Annotated in this window: 15 protein-coding genes; 6 read left to right on the forward strand and 9 right to left on the reverse strand. The window is 72.6% G+C overall.

The annotated features are described in order from the left end of the window. Positions 1-277: 277 nt before the first annotated feature. A complete protein-coding gene (locus AB0G02_RS09665) occupies positions 278-2,371 on the forward strand; it encodes a PhoX family phosphatase (RefSeq protein ID WP_360791945.1) in 2,094 nt (697 codons plus the stop codon). Between the two features lie 272 nt (positions 2,372-2,643). Further along, positions 2,644-3,333, forward strand: coding sequence for an SDR family oxidoreductase (locus AB0G02_RS09670; protein WP_360791947.1), 690 nt, complete (start codon positions 2,644-2,646; stop codon positions 3,331-3,333). Positions 3,334-3,358: 25 nt separating this feature from the next. On the opposite strand, the gene AB0G02_RS09675 is transcribed toward AB0G02_RS09670, so the two are convergent. Then, positions 3,359-4,660: an amidohydrolase gene (locus AB0G02_RS09675; protein ID WP_360791950.1), complete on the reverse strand. Its 1,302-nt coding sequence runs from the start codon at positions 4,658-4,660 to the stop codon at positions 3,359-3,361. 249 nt (positions 4,661-4,909) lie between these two features. Between AB0G02_RS09675 and AB0G02_RS09680 the strand changes: the two genes are divergently transcribed. Next, the gene (locus AB0G02_RS09680) at positions 4,910-5,836 is read left to right on the forward strand and encodes a hypothetical protein (RefSeq protein ID WP_360791952.1); all 927 of its coding nucleotides are present in this window, start codon (positions 4,910-4,912) and stop codon (positions 5,834-5,836) included. Between the two features lie 26 nt (positions 5,837-5,862). On the opposite strand, the gene AB0G02_RS09685 is transcribed toward AB0G02_RS09680, so the two are convergent. From AB0G02_RS09685 to AB0G02_RS09700, 4 genes are all read right to left on the reverse strand, one after another. Then, positions 5,863-7,023, reverse strand: a complete 1,161-nt coding sequence (locus tag AB0G02_RS09685) for a histidine kinase (RefSeq protein ID WP_360791955.1) — start codon at positions 7,021-7,023, stop codon at positions 5,863-5,865. A gap of 272 nt (positions 7,024-7,295) precedes the next feature. Further along, the gene (locus tag AB0G02_RS09690) at positions 7,296-8,426 is read right to left on the reverse strand and encodes a nitric oxide synthase oxygenase (RefSeq protein ID WP_360791958.1); all 1,131 of its coding nucleotides are present in this window, start codon (positions 8,424-8,426) and stop codon (positions 7,296-7,298) included. 145 nt (positions 8,427-8,571) lie between these two features. Then, entirely contained in the window at positions 8,572-9,213 is a 642-nt protein-coding gene (gene trmB / locus AB0G02_RS09695; RefSeq protein WP_360791984.1) for a tRNA (guanosine(46)-N7)-methyltransferase TrmB, read from the reverse strand. A 92-nt stretch (positions 9,214-9,305) separates the two neighbouring features. After that, positions 9,306-9,887, reverse strand: coding sequence for a hypothetical protein (locus AB0G02_RS09700; RefSeq protein ID WP_360791961.1), 582 nt, complete (start codon positions 9,885-9,887; stop codon positions 9,306-9,308). Positions 9,888-10,117: 230 nt separating this feature from the next. Between AB0G02_RS09700 and AB0G02_RS09705 the strand changes: the two genes are divergently transcribed. Beyond that, the gene (locus AB0G02_RS09705; RefSeq protein WP_360791964.1) at positions 10,118-11,335 is read left to right on the forward strand and encodes a S8 family serine peptidase; all 1,218 of its coding nucleotides are present in this window, start codon (positions 10,118-10,120) and stop codon (positions 11,333-11,335) included. Between the two features lie 55 nt (positions 11,336-11,390). Here the strand turns inward: AB0G02_RS09705 and AB0G02_RS09710 are convergent, their stop codons facing one another. The 4 genes from AB0G02_RS09710 to AB0G02_RS09725 form a co-directional block, all read right to left on the reverse strand. Next, positions 11,391-12,299 (reverse strand): ABC transporter ATP-binding protein, encoded by a 909-nt coding sequence (locus AB0G02_RS09710; RefSeq protein ID WP_360791967.1) that lies wholly within the window; start codon positions 12,297-12,299, stop codon positions 11,391-11,393. A 141-nt stretch (positions 12,300-12,440) separates the two neighbouring features. Beyond that, a complete protein-coding gene (locus tag AB0G02_RS09715; protein ID WP_360791969.1) occupies positions 12,441-13,202 on the reverse strand; it encodes a hypothetical protein in 762 nt (253 codons plus the stop codon). Between the two features lie 6 nt (positions 13,203-13,208). Continuing rightward, positions 13,209-14,129 carry an ABC transporter ATP-binding protein gene (locus tag AB0G02_RS09720; RefSeq protein ID WP_360791972.1) on the reverse strand — a complete coding sequence of 307 codons (921 nt, stop codon included), beginning with the start codon at positions 14,127-14,129 and terminating at the stop codon, positions 13,209-13,211. A gap of 273 nt (positions 14,130-14,402) precedes the next feature. After that, entirely contained in the window at positions 14,403-15,197 is a 795-nt protein-coding gene (locus tag AB0G02_RS09725) for an HAD family hydrolase (RefSeq protein ID WP_360791975.1), read from the reverse strand. A gap of 50 nt (positions 15,198-15,247) precedes the next feature. Here AB0G02_RS09725 and AB0G02_RS09730 point away from each other — a divergent pair, with 50 nt between their 5' ends. Together AB0G02_RS09730 and AB0G02_RS09735 are read left to right on the forward strand one after the other, a co-directional pair. Further along, positions 15,248-15,823, forward strand: a complete 576-nt coding sequence (locus tag AB0G02_RS09730) for a TetR/AcrR family transcriptional regulator (protein ID WP_360791978.1) — start codon at positions 15,248-15,250, stop codon at positions 15,821-15,823. Then, positions 15,805-16,731: an SDR family oxidoreductase gene (locus AB0G02_RS09735; RefSeq protein ID WP_360791981.1), complete on the forward strand. Its 927-nt coding sequence runs from the start codon at positions 15,805-15,807 to the stop codon at positions 16,729-16,731. Before AB0G02_RS09730 ends, AB0G02_RS09735 begins: the two co-directional genes overlap by 19 nt. Positions 16,732-16,829 lie beyond the last annotated feature (98 nt).

Genomic DNA, 16,829 nt, shown 5'->3' on the forward strand with positions numbered 1-16,829 from the left:
GGGGCGGGGGCGCGCGGGAGGGGGGCGGGGGGGGGGGCGGGCTAGGCGGGGGGGCGGGGGTGGGGCGGGGGGGGGGGGGGGGCCCGGCGTTCGGGGGGCGCCCGCGGGGCGCCGCCGAGCCCGCCGCCCGCCGCCCCGACCACACGCGGTGTGAGCAGGGGGTTCCGGATCCGGGGACGCCCGAGGTGTTCGCCCCGCGTTCACCTCGAAGTCCGCTGGAGGAGGAGTTGCCCTCTTACGGTCGCCGGGTTCCCACCGTGCGATCTCGGAGGTCCGGGTGTCCTCATCCACCGATCGCGGCAGGCGGCTGCTGCCCCTGCTGCCCAACCACCCCCTCGGGCGGTCGTCGATCACCTGCAAGTACCGCTGCGGCGACGCGTGCGCGCACGAGGCGCCCAACACGTCCGGCAACGCCTACTTCGGTGACGTCGTCGGGGAGGTCGTGCGCCGGCGCGGCCTGCTGAAGGCGGGCGCGGTGCTCGCCGTCGCGAGCGCGGGTGTCGGGCTGATCGGTGCCGGCACCGCCGCCGCCAAGCCGCTGCCCTCCGTCGACGTGGACGTGGACGTCGACCTGGGCGGCGGGCGGCGCAAGGACGGCCTCAACTTCACCGCCGTCGCGCCCAACACCGAGGACCGCGTCGTCACGCCCGAGGGCTACGAGCAGGGCGTCGTGCTGCGGTGGGGCGACCCGGTCGTGCCCGGCGCACCCGCGTTCGACTTCGACCGGCAGACCGCGGCGGCGCAGGCGCGGCAGTTCGGCTACAACAACGACTTCCTCGGCCTGGTCCCGCTCGACGGGCACGACCGGTGGCTGCTCGTGGCCAACCACGAGTACACCACCGAGGAGTTCCTGTTCGCGGACTGGGACGCGGACAACCCCACCCACGAGCAGACCGAGATCGCGTGGGCCGCGCACGGCGCGTCGGTCGTCCTGGTCGAGCGCGACCGGCGCACCGGCAGGCTCGTGCCCAAGCAGGACCGCCGCTACAACCGGCGGCTGACCGCGACCTCAGAGTTCCGGCTCACCGGTCCGGCGGCCGGTTCGGCGTTCCTGAGGACGTCGGCCGACCCGACCGGCACCCGCGTCCTGGGCACGCTGAACAACTGCTCGGGCGGCGTCACGCCGTGGGGCACGATCCTGTCCGGCGAGGAGAACTTCAACCAGTACTTCGCCAACGCGGGCTCGGTGACCGACCCGGCGGCCAAGGCGCGACTGGCCCGCTACGGCCTGTCCGGCGCGGCGTCGACCCGCAAGTGGGAGCGGTTCGACCAGCGGTTCGACGTGGCCCGGGAGCCCAACGAGGTCCACCGGTTCGGCTGGGTCGTCGAGATCGACCCGCTCGACCCGGACTCGACCCCGGTCAAGCACACCGCGCTGGGCCGCTTCAAGCACGAGGGCGCGAACGTGATCATCGCCCGCGACGGCCGCGCGGTCGCGTACATGGGCGACGACGAGCGCTTCGACTACATGTACAAGTTCGTGTCCGACGAGAAGGTCAAGCCGGGCAACAGCAAGCACGCCCGCGAGCACAACAAGAAGCTGCTCGACAACGGCACGCTGTACGTCGCGAGGTTCACCGGGGACAGCCCGGCGGCCGAGGTCGACGGCTCCGGCAAGCTGCCCTCCGACGGCGAGTTCGACGGTTCCGGCGAGTGGATCCCGCTGGCCGCGGGCACCCGGTCGTTCGTGCCCGGCTTCACCGCCGAGGAGGTCTACGTCTTCACCCGGCTCGCGGCGGACAAGGTCGGCGCGACCAGGATGGACCGCCCCGAGGACGTGCAGCCGAACCCGCGCAACCGCCGGGTGTACGCGGCGCTGACCAACAACACCGACCGCGGCAAGGCGGGCAAGGAAGGCGCCACCGAGCCGAACCCGCGGCTCAACAACCGGCACGGGCACGTGCTGGAGCTGGAGGAGCGCCGCGGCGACAACACCGCCACGTCGTTCTCCTGGAAGCTGCTGCTGGTGTGCGGCGACCCGACCTCGTCCGACACCTACTTCGGCGGCTACGACAAGAGCCAGGTCTCCCCCATCTCGTGCCCGGACAACGTCGCGTTCGACGCGCGCGGCAACCTGTGGATCTCCACCGACGGCAACGCGCTGAAGTCCAACGACGGCCTGTTCGCGGTGCCGGTCGAGGGGCCCTACCGCGGTCGGGTGAAGCAGTTCCTCACCGTGCCGAGGGGCGCCGAGACGTGCGGCCCGGTGGTGGAGGACGACTTCGTGCTGGTCGCCGTGCAGCACCCCGGCGAGATCGACGGCGCGTCGGCCGCCAACCCGCTGTCGCACTGGCCGGACGGCGGCACCTCCCAGCCGCGCCCGTCCGTGGTCGCGGTGTGGAAGAAGGACAAGGGCCGCATCTGCGGCTGACCCCCGAGGTGGAGGGCTCGCGCATCCGCCGAGCCCTCCACCCACCCGCGTGTCCTACGTTCAGGACGCGAGAGTCCTACGTTCAGGACGCGAGAGTCCTACGTTCAGGACGCGAGAGTCCTACGTTCAGGACGCGAGAGTCCTACGTTCAGAGCACCCGAGTTCAACGCTCGGAACGAGCCGTCACCCGTCCGGGGCGTGGGATCCGCGGGTCCGGTGCCGACTCCCGGGCGCCGGGAGTCGGGCTCGCGCGGTCCGGTTAGGGTCGACGCATGAGCCGTCCCGTTGCCCTGATCACCGGTGCGTCGCGCGGCGTCGGCGCGGCTGTCGCCCGGGTCCTCGCGCCGCCGCACGACCTGCTGCTGGGCGGTCGGGACGAGGCCGCGCTGGACGCGCTGGCCGGGTCGCTGGAGTCCGCCCGGCCGTGGCCGGTGGAGCTGACCGACGTCGACGCCCTGGCCGCCGCCACCTCCGACCTCACCCGCCTGGACGTCCTCGTGCACAGCGCGGGCATCGCGGAGCTCGGCCCGCTCGCGGAGGCGGGCGCCGACGTCTGGCGCCGCACCCTCGACGTCAACGTCGTCGCCGTCGCGGAGCTCACCCGGCTGGTGCTGCCGCTCCTGCGCACCGCCCGCGGACACGTGGTGCTGATCAACTCCGGCGCGGGCCTGCGGGCCAACCCCGACTGGGGCGTCTACGCGGCCAGCAAGTTCGCCCTCCGGGCCTTCGGCGACGCCCTGCGCGCCGAGGAGGACGACCTGCGCGTCACGTCCGTCCACCCCGGACGCGTCGACACCGACATGCAGCGCGGCGTCCGCGAGCAGGAGAGCGGCGACTACGAGCCGCACCTCTACCTGCACGCGGACTCCGTCGCCCAGGCCGTCGCCACCGCCGTGCACGCCGGTGACGACGCCCACTTCACCGAGATCGTCGTCCGACCCCGGCCGCGCCTCGGCCCGTGAACGCGCGCCGGCCGCGATCCGCCGCTCAGCGCAGCCGGGCGGCGACGACGCGGACGCCCGCCTGCGCCTCCCGCCGGTCCACGTTCGTGGTCTCGCCGTCGGCCACGACCTGCTTGCCCGCCACCCACACGTCCTTGACCCGCCGCGTCCCCGACGCCCACACCAGGTTCGCCAGCACCTGCTCGTCCGGCGCGTCCAACCCGGTGGCGAACGCCGGGTCGTCCACGTCCACGTGCACCACGTCGCCCCACCGACCGGCCTCCAGCGCACCGAGGTCGTCACGACCCAGCGCCGCCGCACCACCCCGCGTGGCCAGCAGCAACGCGTCCGCCGCCCGCATCGCCGTCGCGTCCCCCGTGCTCACCCGCGAGAGCAGGGCGGCCAGCCGGGCCTCCTCGAACAGGTCCAGGTCGTCGTTGGAGGCCGGACCGTCCGTGCCCAGCCCGACGGGCAGGCCCGCGTCCAGGTAGGACCGCAGGGGCGCGATGCCGGACGCCAGCTTGGTGTTCGACCCGGGGCAGTGCGCGACGCCCACCCGGTGCTTGGCGTAGATCGCCACGTCCTCCGGCGACAGGTGCACGGAGTGCGCGGACAGCACCCGCCCGCCCAGCACGCCCGCCTGCTCCAGCAGTCGCGGCACGGACCCGTGCGACTTGCGCTGCTCCATGTCCTCCTCCGGCGACTCCGCCACGTGGACCTGCACCAACGCGCCCCGGTCACGCGCCTCGCCCGCGATCTCCCCCAGCGCCTCCGGCGACAGGATGTACGCCGAGTGCGGCCCGTAGCTCAGCTCGACCCGCTCGTCCGGCCCGAACCGCAGGCCGTCGGCGTCGATCCACCGGGTGATCTCGTCGGTCATCGGCCGCCACGGCATCCCGGGCAGGTCCATGATCGCCGCGCCGAACAGCACCCGCGACCCGGCCGCGAGCACCGCGTCGGCCAGCTGCTCGCCGTGGAAGTACATCTCCGCGCTGGTGGTCACGCCGTTGCGCAGCATCTCCACCGCGCCGAGCAGCATGCCGACCCGGATGTCCTCCGGCTTCATCCTCGCCTCGGCGGGCCACATCGCCTCGCGCAGCCAGCGCAGCAGCGGCAGGTCGCCGCCCATCCCGCGCAGCAGCACCATCGGGCTGTGCGCGTGGGTGTTCACCAGGCCGGGCATCAGGATTCCGCTCAACCGGCGGACCTCGCCGGTGAACTCCGGCGCGTCGGCCTCCGGACCGACGTGCGCCACGCGGCCGTCGACGACGTCGACCACGGCGTCGCGCAGGACGGTGCAGGTGGGATCACAGGGCAGGACCACGGGGGCGTGCAGGCGGAGCGACATGTCCACGATCCTGCCGCACCCGATCCAGCCGTACCCGATCGAGCGACACACAAGGTGGCGGCCCACGCGGAGGGCCGTAACCCGAACAGTGGGTTTGACCTTCTGGGGCGGTGTTCACCCGCTGGATGGACGTAATCTCCGAACCGTTGGGAGAGGTGGTGGTCCCGCTGATCCGGCGAAGGAGTGACAGTGGCTCGTGGCGGTGGAAGCGCACAATCCGGCGAGCGGCGCGGCAGGGGGCAGCCCGCGGTGGCGGCCCTGCGCTCGGAGGCTGATTTCTCCGAGCCCGACCTGCCCCGGGAACGCCGTTGGCTCGCACTGTTCCTGTTGGTGCACCTGGTGGACGAACACGGTCGGATGAGCACCGCCTACCGGCGGCTGATCAGGCGTGCGGCCCGCGTGCCCGGGCACTGGGCCCACGGCCGCTCGCTCGGCGCGGTGCGGACCGAGGTGTCGCGCCTGATCGGCGTGAACGCGCGGACCGACAGCGTGCCCACGTGGGAGTGGGTCGCGGACCTGGTCCACCTGGCCGTGCACCCGAGGCTCGCGCCGGGCGTGCTGGCGACCGCCCGTCACCTGCACGGCCTGGTGACGGGTGAGCCGAACGACGCGCCCCGCCCGCGCTGGCTGGACCCGGCGGTGGAGAACGTGACCACGGCGATGATCGGCGGCCCGGAGTGGGCGCGCAAGCACGGCCTGCCCGCGCCCGCGATCACGCTGTCCGCGATCAAGCGGTCCGAGGTTCCGCAGGTCAAGCCGCTCAAGACCGAGCAGCCCGCGGTGGCGCAGACCCGGTCGGCCCGGTCCGAGGTGCCGCGGCTCGCGCCCGACATCGCGCTGCTGCACGACCTGCCGGCCGACGGCGGCGAGTCACCGGACCGCGAGTCGACCGCGTACGAGATGCTGTGGACCGTCGTCCGGGTGCACCGCGACGCCCAGGCGCGGATCGCGGAGCTGGAGCACCAGGTCCGCGAGCTGCACGAGGAGAACGCCCGGCTCTCCGGCGACGTCACGACGTGGCTCGGCGGCTACCGCCCGACCATCCCCGACCAGGACCGCGGCACGCGTCCGCGCAGGCCGGTGGCCGACCGCCACCTCGCCCTGCAGGACCCGGCCAGGGCGTTCACCTACCCGCTCCCCGCGGACCTGCCCTCGTCCGGTCCCACGGCGAGTTGACCCGCGAACGGCCCGGTGGCCCCAGGTCACCGGGCCACGGGCAGCGCGGCCCGCACCTCCCAGCCACCACCGGGGCGCGCGCCCGCGCTGAACTGGCCGCCGAGCAGCTCGACCCGCTCGCGCATGCCCACCAGCCCGTACCCGCCGGACCCGCCGACCGGCGCGGCCCGCTGCGCCCGCCCGTCGTCGGCCACCCGGACGTGCACCAGCCCGTCCGACACCGACACCGACACGTCCACGGCGGACGCGCCCTCGGCGTGCTTGCGCGCGTTGGTCAGCGACTCCTGCACCAACCGCAGCACCGAACCGCCCAGCGACGGCGGCACGGGCACCGGCAGGTCGACGTGCAGCCGCACCCGCTGACCCGACCGCTCCACCACGCCGCGCACGTCGTCGGCCAGGTCGCCGGCCACGGTCGGCGCGTCGCCCTCGGCCCCGCGCAGCGTCCCCACCAGGCGGCGCATCTCGGTCAACGCCTCGTTGCCGCTGCGCACGATGATCGGCAGCGCCTCGCCCGCGGCGGCCGGCACGGCCTGCGCCGCCTGCGCGTGCACCACCATCCCGGTCACGTAGTGCGCGATCACGTCGTGCAGCTCGCGGGCCAGCGCCATCCGCTCGGCGTGCTGCGCCGCGGCCACCTCGGCCCGCACGGCGGTCGCGCGTTCCCGGTCGCGGGCGCGGAAGTACAACCCGGTGCCGAGCGACAGCGCCAGCAGCACCGTGCCGCCGACCACCTGCTGCCAGCCGCCGGGCCCCTCGTAGGTGTCCGGCCAGTACTGCGACCAGTAGTCCGGCCGCACGGCCTGCGTGCCCGCGGCGACCACCAGGAGCACGGTCACCGCGATGGCGGCGCGCACCAGCGGCGCCTGCCGGACCACGACCGCGATGATCGCCATCACCGCCGCGGTCTCGCTGATCACCAGCCCGCTCATCAGGGGGACCTTCGGCGCGGCGTCCAGCACCCGGAGCACGACCGAGGACGCGGCGATCGCCGTGGCGGCGGTCAGCGCGGCGTCGAACGGGCGCCGCGGCGCGAGCACGGCCAGCGCGCACACCACGGCCGTGCCGGGCAGCTGCCACCGGTTCGCGTCACCGAGCTGTTCGACGACGAGGAGGAAGAGCAGGGCGCAGGCCAGCGGCCACTGGCGGCGGAGCAGGGCCCGCCACCCGACGTGTGTGCTGTCCACGAGGCCTCACCGTAGGTGGTCGTGGCGCCGACCGCGTCCGACCCCGGTCGGGTGGGCCGTCAACCGGAAGGCTGACCCGAACGCCTGCTGAAACACACCAGTGGCCGATGTCGGATGACGAATCCCGGGGTGACTCTTGAGTAGCGAGTCGGGGAACGGGAGGAACACCATGTTCGGAGTGGTAGCAACGTGGGCGGGTGCCGTGCTGGGCCTGCTGGTGCTGGTCCTGATGGCGTTGGCGGGCGTGCTGATCGACTCCCAGCGCTGACGGGTCAGCCCGGGAAGCCCCCTTCGCGCCGCCGGAGCAGTTCGGCGAGCCGACCGGGTGACTGGGGCTGGGTCGTCTCCGCGGGGGCGGGGGAGAAGCGGGTGGGGCCGCCCGCGCGGGCCCGTCGGGCGGCCGAGGGGTCGAGCCGGAACGCGGGCCGGTTGCCGGTGTGGCGTTGTCGGGAGCGCAGCCACGACAGCCGGTGCAGCGACTCGGCGTGGTGGTCGGTGATGGTCACCTCGGCCCGGTCGAAGGAGTGCAGGACGGCCCGGTTGAGCTCCACCACGGCGCGGTCGCGCCACAGCGAGCGCTCGGTGGACGTGTCCAGGCCCAGGGCCTCGGCCACGGGGCGGGCCGCGCCGTAGGCGTTCTCGTCGGCCAGGCTCCGGGCGCCGATCTCCGCGCCGACGAACCACGAGTTGAACGGCGCGGCGGGGTAGGTGACGCCGCCGATGGTCAGCCGCATGTTGGTGATCACGGGCACCGCGTGCCAGCGCAGGCCGAGGTCGTCGAACCAGGGCAGGTCGGGGTGGTCCAGGGCCACCTCGTGCACCACGTCGGGCGGGACGGTGAACAGCCGCACGCCCTCGTGCGCGGTCTCCACCACCAGCGGCAGCAGGTCGAAGCGGCCCGGCGGGGACGGCGGTCGCCAGCCCATGCCCTGCACGGCGTCGGTGAAGTCACGGTAGCGGCGGTCGCCCGTGCCGTCGCCGTAGCCCGCGTACCGGACCAGCTGCTCGTTCCAGATGCACGGTCCGGGCGCGGCCGGGGTGTCCGGGGCGAACACGGTGACCAGCGGTCGGATCCGGCCGCCGTTGGTCGCCAGGCGCAGGTGCTCGACGCACTCGGCCGCCACCGCGGCGGCGTTGCGGAAGCCGCGCAGGTCGCGGACCTTCAGCCGGCGCCACGGCACGCCGCTGGTGCACCACCCGGAGTCGCGCAGCGCGATCCGCGCGCCGTAGGCGAGCTCGTTGGGCGTGTGGCGGTAGGTGCCGGTCTCCGCGATCTCGTCGCGGACCTGGCTCAGCCGGGGCCCGACGGGTCCGGCTCCGGGGTGGGCGATGTGGAACATGCGGAGGAAGCCATCCGCGGCGTCCACGTCGCACGTCATCGGTTCGTGGTCGACTACGGTCACGGGCGGTAACCGTAGTTGCGGAACCGTGTCACACGTCACTGCCAGACGGGGCACATCGGGTGATCAACAAATCCCACCCGATCCAGTGACGAAACCACGGGCAGTCGCCGTGTCGACGGTCCGGCGCCGGGACTTTATGACACGGTCAGGTGAGTTCCACCCGCTCGAACGTCAGGTCGTGGCTGATCCGGTCCTCCTCGACCGCCCGCTGCTCGAACTTGGTCACCGGTCGCCACTCCGGCCGCGGCGCCCAGCCGTCGTGCCGGTTGCGCAGCAGCGGCTCGGCCGAGCACACCTGGAGCATCTGCTCGGCGTACTCCTCCCAGTCCGTCGCCAGGTGCAGCGTGCCGCCGGGCTCCAGGCGCGTGGCGACGAGGTGCACGAACTCGGGCTGCACCAGCCGGCGCTTGTGGTGCTTCTTCTTGGGCCACGGGTCGGGGAAGAAGATCCGCACCCCGGCCAGCGAGCCGGGCTCCACGTGCTCGGTGAGCAGGTCGACCGCGTCACCGCGCAGGACCCGCAGGTTGGTCGCGCCGAGCGCCTCGGCGCGCAGCAGGAGCTGCGCCAGGCCGGGCTTGTAGACCTCGACGGCCACGTAGTTGACCTCGGGAGCGGCGGCGACCAGCTGGGAGGTGGTCTCGCCCATCCCGGAACCGATCTCCAGCAGCACCGGCGCCTCGCGCCCGAACCACTGGTGGAAGTGCACGGGACCGGCCGGGAGCGCCTTGACCTCCTGGCCCAAGCGCTCCCAGTGGCGGTCCCATGCGCGCTGCTGCCCCACCGTCATCCGTTCGCCGCGTTGGACGTAGCTGACGACGGATCGATGGTGCGGCGGTCGCTGGTGGCTGGACGTCACGGGCGTACAGCCTAGGTGGTGCGCTAAGCGATGTTCTCCAGGTCCTCGATCTGCTCGCGCAGCTCGGCGGGGGTGAACTCGATGGGTTGGCGCTGACCGTGGCCCCGGTGCGCGGGGAGCAGGTCCACGAAACCGGCGTGCCGGTCGGTGAACTGCACCGTGGTCGGCTCCGCGGGCCCGTACACGCCGCTCTCGGACGGCACGAACTCCCAGTACCCGACCTCGCCCTCGGTCGCCCAGGGGACGAACACCCAACCCGGTCGGCTCGCCAGCAACCGGGCCACCTCGTCCTCCAGGGCGAACGCCGCCGCGCGCGAGGCGATCCTGCCCCGGTCCAGGGCCCGCAACCACCAGGGTGCCGGTGCGTCCGGACCGACCGCGCGGAACAACGTGAGCACTTGCTGCTCGTCGGCCCGGTGGATCCAGGCCCGACGGGTCTGCGCGGGTGAGTCGGCCAGACCGACCCCTCCCGCGGCTTCGATCGCGTGCGACCATTCCAACGCCAACATCGGTTCGACGCGAAGGGCGTGGTCGCGTTGCCGTGGCAGCTCCTTGGACTTGGTGGCCGAGTGGTCGGCGTTCAGGTCCGGATCAAGCACCGTCACGGGTTCACCTCCGGTGGGTTCCTTGACGGGGGGTATCCGAATTCGCGTGCGGGCAGGCGCCCACCTCACGATTCGCGCTTTCCATCTGACCCGGTTCAGAAGCACTTGTCATGGGGCTGTGCCCGAGTTCACGACGACTTAACGAACGGCTTACTCCGCTTGCCTCAATGAAGAACTGTGAAACATGATTGACATGGAATATCTGTGATTCCGACCACAGGGGGAATTGGGTGACGGGAAGAGCGCTCGTCGCGGCCGTCCTGATCGCGGTGCTCCTGCCGGGCACCGCCCGCGCGCAGACGATCGAGGAGCAGCAGTGGCACCTGGCCGCCCTGGACGTCCCGACCGCGCACGCCACCACGCGGGGTGAGGGCGTGGTCGTCGCGGTGGTCGACTCGGGCGTGGACGACACCCGCCCGGACCTCGCGGGCGCGCTGCTGCCCGGCTCCGGGTTCGGCTCGGCCAAGGGCACCGACGGCACCGAGGACAACGACGGGCACGGCACCGCGATGGCGACGCTGATCGGCGGCCGGGCCGTGGACGGCGGCGCGCTCGGCGTGGCGCCCGGCGCGATGATCCTGCCGGTCTCGGTCGGCGCGGACGGCGACAAGTTCACCACCGCGTCCGTCGCCGAGGGCGTGACCTGGGCCGTCGACCAGGGGGCCGACGTCGTCAACCTGTCGCTGACCTCGCTCGCGACGCTCACCCCCGACCTGCTGCGCGCGGTCAACTACGCGTTCGACCACGACGCCGTGGTGGTCGCCGGGACGGGCAACGACGGCGCCGAGCACGTGGGCGCACCGGCCAACATCAAGGGCGTCATCGCGGTGTCCGGCACGGTCGAGGGCAACGCGCCGTGGCCGGAGTCCAACACCGGCCCGGAGACGGTGCTCGCCGCGCCCGCGCAGCGGATCGTCACCGCCGTGCCGCTGAAGGTCGTGGACACCGGCTACGCCGAGGTGGACGGCACGAGCGCGGCGACGGCGCTGGTCTCGGGCGCGGCGGCGCTGGTGCGCGCCCGCTACCCGGAGCTGGACGCGGGCAACGTGGTGAACCGGCTCATCGCCACCGCGACCGACCTGCTGGCGCCCGGTCGGGACAACGCCACCGGCTTCGGGCAGGTCAACCCGGTCGCGGCGCTGACCGCCGACGTGCCGCCGGTGCAGCGCAACCCGCTGCTGCCACCACCGCGCGAGTCGTCGTCCGAGGCGACGACGTCGGGGCAGGGAGTCGCCCTGCCGCCACCGCCCGACCGGTCCGGCGCGGCCGGGGTGGACGGCCGCACGCGGTTGCTGGTCGCCCTCGGTGGTCTTCTCGCCGCCGGGGTCGTGGTGGCGGTGGTGAGCCTGCTGCTGGCCCGGCGCAGCCGAATCCGCCGGGCGCCGGCGCCGGTCATCACCGAAATCCCGCCGCCGTCCGACGACTTCTGGCGCACCGACCGGTTCTGATCAATCACGACGCGATTCCCGGTCGGTGGTGCACGACCGGGTGACGCGGAACAGGTCAGTCGGCCGCGTGGTATTCCACGGATTCCTTCGTCAGCTGCATGAAGGCCTCCTCCAGGGAACCGAGTTGCGGGCTCAACTCGTGCAACGTGATGCCGTTGGACGCGGCCAGCTCACCGATGAACGACGGCTCCACGCCGTGCACGACGAACGCGCCGTCGGCCGTCGTGCCGTCGGTGACGCGGGCCCGCCCGTCCAGCAGCCCCCGCAGCCGCTCGGCCTGGGGTGAGCGGACGCGGACGGTGTCCTCGGTGGCGTCCTTGATGAACTGCTCGGTGCTGGTCTGCGCGATGAGCTTGCCGCGCCCGATCACGATCAGGTCCTGCGCGGTCTGGGCCATCTCCGAGAGCAGGTGGCTCGACACGAACACGGTGCGGCCCTCGTCGGCGAGCCGGTGCATGAACTGCCGGATCCAGAGGATGCCCTCCGGGTCCAGGCCGTTGCCCGGCTCGTCGAACAGCAGCACCTTCGGGTCGCCCAGCAGGGCGCCCGCGATGCCGAGGCGCTGGGCCATGCCCAGGGAGAAGCTGCCGGCGCGGCGCTTGGCGACCTGGGTGAGGCCGACGATGTCCAGCACCTCGTCCACCCGTCGGGCCGGGAGGCGGTTGGACCGGGCCAGCCACTGCAGGTGGGCCCGAGCGGAGCGGTTGGGGTGCACCCACTTGGCGTCCAGCAGCGCGCCCACGACGCGCAGCGGCTGGCGCAGCGACCGGTAGTCCCGGCCGTCGACGGTGACCCGGCCGCGGGTGGGGCTGTCCAGGCCCAGGACCATCCGCATGGTCGTGGACTTGCCCGCGCCGTTGGGGCCGAGGAAACCGGTGACGCGACCGGGTTGCACGGTGAACGACAGGTCGTCCACGGCCACGGTCTTGCCGTAGTGCTTGGTGAGGCCGGTCGCTTCGATCATGACATCTCCCGTCCGATCACACGCATGTGGCGAACCTGTGCGGGAGGAGCCCGGACCACCCCCCGAAGGTGACCCGAGCTCCTCCCATCCCCCTGGACCGCTCCGCGCGCCGACCCCCGACGTCGGCGGCACGGGCTCCCGTTACGCGTCCCGCCGCTTCACCACGACGAGCGAGATGATGTAGACGACCAGCGCGATCCCGGCGAAGTACGCGAACGAACCCCACGGGCTCAGCTCACCGATGGCGGGCGGCCCCTGGCCGTCGGGGATCACGCTCGGGTCCGGGTCGCCGAAGATGAACTTGCTGGCCACGGTGAACGGCATCCACTTCTGGATGTCGTCACCGATGTTCGGGATGAACCCGACCACGCTCTCCACGACCAGCGCGAACACCAGGATGATCGACACCGCGCCCGCGGTCTGCCGCACCAGCGCGCCCACGCCCAGGGCGAGCAGCGCGCCCGCGGCGAAGACGAGGCCGACGCCGGCGATGTGCCGCCAGTCGTTGGCCGAGGTCAGCGCCAGCTCGGAGTTGTCGGCGGCGAGCACCCAGCTCAGCGCCCACGACCCGAACGAGGAGGCCAGGCCGACCAGCGCCGACAGCACCACGACCACGACCGCCTTGGCGATCATCGGTGAGATGCGGTCCGGCACGGCCTGGAACGTCGACTTGATGGTGCCGAAGCGGTACTCGGTGGTGACCGCCAGCGCGGCCATCACCATGACCACGTACAGGCCGAACGTGTGGGTGAACACGGCACCCAGGACGGGCATCGGGGAGCCGTCCCAGTTCGCCGCGATGATCGCGGTGATGCCGACGGTCAACCCGAGCGCCAGCAGCATGCACCACCAGGGCGAGCGGGTGGAGAAGAGCTTGATCCGTTCAACGGCGAGCAGAGTCATCGGTGGTCACTTCCCCGTCTCGGCGAGTTCGGCGTGGTACTCCACAGAATCGCCGGTGAGCTGCATGAATGCCTGTTCGAGCGATCCGCGCTGCGGGCTCAGCTCGTGCAGCACCACGCCGCCGGCCGCCGCGATGTCGCCGATCTCGTCACTCTGCGCGCCCGACACGCTGAGCGAGCCCTCGGCGTCCTGGGTGACGGTGAAGCCCTTGTCGATGAGCATGGCACCGAGCTTGTCCGCGTGCGGGCTGCGCACCCGAACGGTGTTCTCGGTCGACCGCTCCACGAACTCGGTGGTGCTGGACTGGGAGATGAGCTTGCCGCGGCCGATGACGACGAGGTCCGTCGCGGTCACCGCCATCTCCGACAGCAGGTGGCTCGACACCAGCACGGTGCGGCCCTCGGCCGCCAGGCCCTGCATGAACTGGCGGATCCAGAGGATGCCCTCCGGGTCCAGGCCGTTGACCGGCTCGTCGAACAGCAGCACGCCCGGGTCGCCCAGCAGGGCGCCCGCGATGCCGAGGCGCTGGGACATGCCCAGCGAGAAGCCGCCCGCGCGGCGCTTGGCGACCTTGGCCAGACCGACCATGTCGAGCACCTCGTCCACCCGGCGGTCGGGCAGGCCGTTGGACTTCGCCAGCCACAGCAGGTGGGCCCGCGCGGAGCGGTTGGGGTGCACCCACTTGGCGTCCAGCAGCGCCCCGACCGTGCGCAACGGGCGGTCGAGCTGCGCGTACGGCTTGCCGTCGATCAACACCCGACCCGCGCTCGGCCGGTCGAGGCCGAGGATCATCCGCATGGTGGTGGACTTGCCGGCGCCGTTGGGACCGAGGAACCCGGTCACCCGACCGGGCTGGACGGTGAAGGACAGGTTGTCCACCGCCACCGTCTTCCCGTAGCGCTTGGTGAGGCCGATAGCCTCGATCATGATTTCTCCCCTGGACGACACATCTCCCCCGGACTGGCCTGAACACTGCCCGATCGACCGGGGTTCGCACATCGGTCTGTAGTTGACTCGTCCGTGCGACTTCAGTCTTATCGTCCTCGCTACCTCGGTTGCAGTAATCCGTGTTCACCCTGAGTCGACCCTGAGATGCGCGGGGACAAACCAGACCAACCGCGCGTGTCCTACGTCCGGAACACGAGTGTCCTACGTCCGGGGCACCCGAGTTGAACGCTCAGGACGGCCGGAGCGGGCGGCCTAGGCGGCGAAGTACCGGTCCAGCACGGTCGCCGCGCCGTCGTCGAGGACCGTTCCGGTGACCGCGTCCGCGACCTGCTGCACGGTCACCGGCGCCTGGCCCATGGCCACCCCGTGCGCGGCCCACCGCAGCATCTCGACGTCGTTGGAACCGTCACCGATGGCCAGCGTGTCCTTCTCCGACACGCCGAGCGCGCGCCGCAGCTCCTCCAGCGCCGCGCCCTTGGTCACGCCGGGCGGCGACAGCGTCAGCCACGGCTCGGTGTGGTCGCACGACGCCGTCACGCCGGGCAGCTCCACGTCCATCAGGCGCAGCGCCAGCTCCTCGGGCGTGCGGCCGACCCAGCGCATGACCAGGCGCGACGTGCGGGTGGACACCAGCTCCGCCAGCGTCACCTCGCGGACCTCGCCCCACAGGTCGCCGTCCGGGAACCGGCCGAACGACAGGTTCCCGACCCCGGTCAGCTCCACCGCGAACACCGTGTCGGGCAGCAGGGCGCGCAGGCGCTCGACCGACGGACCGGGGTCGAACTCGACCTTCCGGACCACCTCGCGGGTGGTCGTGTCCCACCACACCGCGCCGTTGGAGCAGATCGCGGTGGTGCCGCGCAGGCCCAGGTCGTCGATGATCGGCCGGGTGCCGACGAGGCTGCGGCCGGTGGAGAGGACGACCCGCGCGCCGTGGTCGACGGCCCGGTCGATGGCCGCGCGCACCGCCGGCGCGACGTCCTCGCGGCCGACGGGGGTGATGGTGCCGTCGATGTCCAGGGCGATGAGTCGGGGTCTCCAGGTCACTGGGTTCACCCTAGTGGGCGAAGGTTACTGAACCGTGGTTCAATAACTGCGTGGCACGACCGAAGACGATCACGGACGAACGGCTGCTGGCCGCGGCGGCGGAGGTGATCGGCCGCAAGGGGCCGGGGTTCACCGTCGCCGACGTGGCCGAGCGGGCGGGCGTCTCGGTGGGCACGGTGGCGCACCGGTTCGGCTCGAAGAGCGGGTTGCTCCAAGCCCTGACCAGGCAGACCTCGGACGCGAACGTGCGGCGGATGCACGAGGCGGCGGCCGCGGCGGCGGACCCGGCCGACGGGTTGCGGGCGGCGCTGCTGACCTGGTTCGAGGGCATGACGGACCCGGCGGAGGCGCAGAACCACCTGGCGCAGCTCGGCGTCGACCTGATCGACCCGGAGCTGCGGGCGCTGCTGGCCGACCTGTACGCGACGACCGAGCGGACCGTGGTGGAGCTCACCCGGCGGGCGGACCTGCCGCACGGGCCGCCACCGGAGCGCGCGGCGCGGGTGCTCACCGGGTTGCTCTACGGCGTGTCGATGGACTGGTCGATCCGCCCGCGCGGCGAGCTGGCGGATCGGCTGGCGCAGGACGTGGACGCGGTGCTGGACGCGTGGAAGGGGAGATCGTGAAGGCGTTGGACGGGAAGGTCGCGGCGGTGACGGGGGCGACGCGGGGCGCGGGGCGTGCCATCGCGGTGGAGCTGGGCGCGGCGGGCGCGACGGTGTTCGTCGGCGGCCGGTCGACGCGCGGGAACCGGTCGCCCATCGGCCGGGACGAGACGATCGAGGAGACGGCGGAGCTGGTCACGGCGGCGGGCGGCCGGGGTGTCCCGGTGCGGTGCGACTTCACCGTGACGGAGGACGTCGACGCGTTCCGCGCCCGCATCGAGTCCGAGGTGGACGGTCGGCTGGACATCCTCGTGGACGACGTGTGGGGCGGCGAGGCGGACACGCAGTTCGGCGTGTTCTGGGAGCAGGACCTGGACCGGCAGCTGCGGATGTGGCGCAACAGCGTGCAGGCGCACCTGGTCACCCTGCACCGCCTGCTGCCGCTGCTGGTCGGCCGGCCGGGCGGGCTGCTGGTCGAGGTGACCGACGGCGACAGCGACGAGTTCTACAGCGAGTCGCTGGCCTACGACTCGGTGAAGGTCGCGATCCGCCGGTTCGGCACGGTGCTGGCGAAGGAGCTGGAGCCGTTCGGCGGCACGTCGGTCGCCGTCACGCCGGGCTTCCTGCGGTCGGAGCAGATGCTGGAGCACTTCGGCGTCACCGAGGAGAACTGGCGCGACGCCATCGCGAAGGAACCGCACTACGCGATGTCCGAGACGCCGCGCTACCTGGGGCGGGGCGTGGCGGCGCTGGCCGCCGACCCGGACCGCCACCGGTTCACCGGCAAGGCGCTCGCGTCGTGGACCCTCATGCGGGAGTACGGCTTCACCGACCTGGACGGTTCCCGGCCGGACTGGGGCCGCTGGTTCGAGGAGGTCTTCAAGGCGGGCGTCGACCCGACGACGGTGGACGCGTCGCGGTACCGGTGACGTCCCCCGGCGGGGGGCCGGTCGACTGGCCCCCCGCCCGGTCCTCAGGTCAGCTAGATCGGAAGAGCGTCGGGGTGGGAAAGAGTGTGCACCACCCT

The organism is Actinosynnema sp. NPDC023658 (assembly GCF_040639995.1).
In the GTDB taxonomy this organism is placed as follows: domain Bacteria; phylum Actinomycetota; class Actinomycetes; order Mycobacteriales; family Pseudonocardiaceae; genus Actinosynnema.